This window comes from Streptomyces apocyni, assembly GCF_009739465.1.
Lineage (GTDB): Bacteria > Actinomycetota > Actinomycetes > Streptomycetales > Streptomycetaceae > Streptomyces > Streptomyces apocyni.
On the sequence record NZ_WHOM01000073.1, the window covers coordinates 43,380 to 45,541 of the forward strand.

Here is a 2,162-nt window from a genome sequence, read left to right on the forward strand (position 1 = left end):
AGTTCCACCAGTCCGGTACCGGGCAGCAGGACCGTCCCGGCCACCGCGTGCTCGGCCAGCCACGGATGCGTACGCAACGACAAGCGGCCGGTGAACAAGTAGCTGTCACCATCGCCGAGCTGGACGACCGCGCCGAGCAGTGGATGCCCAGCCGAGGCCAGCCCGAGCCCCGCCGCGTCGGCCGGGGCCGCCGCCTCGGCCGCCTCCAGCCAGTAGCGCTCGTGCTGGAAGGCGTAGGTGGGCAGCGCCACCTGCCGGGCGTCGGGGTACACCGCGGACCAGTCCGGCACCGCTCCCCGTATCCGCAGCAGGGCCAGCGCCCCGGCGACGGTGTCCGTCTCCGGCCTGCCCCGGCGCAGGGCCGGGGTGAGGGCCCCGGCCTCCTCGGTCAGGGAGCCCTGGACCAGGGCGGTCAGTACGCCGTCGGGGCCGAGCTCCAGATAGTCGGTGACCCCTTCCGCCTCCAGGTACCGGACACAGTCCGCGAAGCGCACGGCCTCGCGGATATGCCGGACCCAGTAGTCGGGCGAGGTCAGCTGCTCGGTGGTGGCGAGGGTGCCGGTCACGTTGGAGACGACCGGGATGGTTGGTTCGTGGAAGGTGAGCCCGGAGGCGATCTCGTGGAACTCGTCGAGTACCTCGTTCATGTGGGGGGAGTGGAAGGCGTGTGAGACCGGGAGGCGTTTTGTGCGGGTGCCCTTGGCGCGCCAGGCTTCGGTGACTTCCTCTACGGCGTCTTCGTCGCCGGAGATGACCATGGCTTGGGGTCCGTTGACCCCGGCGATGGCGATCCGGTCGTCGCCGTACGGGGCGAGTGAGACCCGTACCTCCTCCTCGCCCGCCTGGATGGCGGCCATCGCGCCCCCGGCACGCGCTGCCTGCATCAGGCGACCGCGCTCAGCTACCAGGACACAGGCGTCGGGCAGGTCGAGAACCCCGGCGATATGCGCGGCGGTGACCTCGCCGATGGAGTGGCCGAGCAGGTAGTCGGGGGTGATCCCGTAGTGCTCGAACAGCCGGTACAGGGCGACCTCGACGCTGAACAGGGCGGACTGGGTGAACGCCGTCTGGTCGATCAGCGCGGAGTCGGCCGAGCCCTCCGGAGCGAACAGCACGTCCTTGACCGGCCGGACGAGCTCACAGTCCAGGTGCGTACAGACCTCGTCGAACGCCTTGGCGAAGACGGGGCTGGCCGCGTACAGCTCACGGCCCATGCCGAGCCGCTGGCTGCCCTGACCGGTGAAGAGGAACGCCCGCTTGCCGGGGCGCGCCCGGTGGCCGCGTACCAGGCCGCCCGCCGGGGTCTCGCCGCCCGCCAGCGTCTCAAGCCCGCTCAGCAGCGCGGCACGGTCGCCGCCGCCGGTCACGGCGGCGCCGTGGTCGAGCAGGGCGCGGGTCGTGGCCAGGGAGTAGCCGATGTCCGACGCGGACAGCTCGGGGTGTTCGACGGCGTACTGGTGCAGTCTGGCGGCCTGGGCGCGTACGGCCTGCTCGTTCTTGCCGGTGACGATCCAGGGCAGGACGGCCGGGTCCGGCTGGGGCTTCGGATCCTGCTGCGGCTGCGGCTGCGGCTGCGGCCGCGGGGAGTTCGCCGAAGCGGCGGAGGCCGGGGCCTGCTCGATCACCACGTGGGCGTTGGTGCCGCTGATGCCGAAGGAGGAGACGGCGGCGCGGCGGGGGCGGCCGTTGGTCTCGGGCCACTCGGTCGGTTCGGTGAGCAGGGCCAGGGCGCCGGAGTCCCAGTCGATGTGGGTGGAGGGGTGGTCGGCGTGGAGGGTTTTGGGGAGGGTGCCGTGTCGTATGGCTTGGATCATTTTGATGATGCCGCCGACTCCGGCTGCGGCTTGGGCGTGGCCGATGTTGGATTTGAGGGAGCCGAGGTAGAGGGGGTGGTGGGGGTCGCGGTTGGTGCCGTAGGTGGCGAGGAGGGCTTGGGCTTCGATGGGGTCGCCGAGGGTGGTGCCGGTGCCGTGTGCTTCGACGGCGTCGATGTCGGTGGTGGTGAGGTTGGCGTTGGCGAGGGCTTGGCGGATGACTCGTTCTTGGGAGGGGCCGTTGGGGGCGGTGAGGCCGTTGCTGGCGCCGTCCTGGTTGACGGCGGAGCCGCGCATGACGGCGAGGATGTGGTGGCCGTTGCGCTGGGCGTCGGAGAGGCGCTCGAC

1 protein-coding gene is annotated in these 2,162 nt (G+C 71.4%); it reads right to left on the minus strand.

Annotated features, from left to right (window positions below):
* A partial coding sequence (locus GCN81_RS27230; RefSeq protein ID WP_156727234.1) for a type I polyketide synthase occupies positions 1–2,162 on the minus strand: 2,162 nt, incomplete at both ends.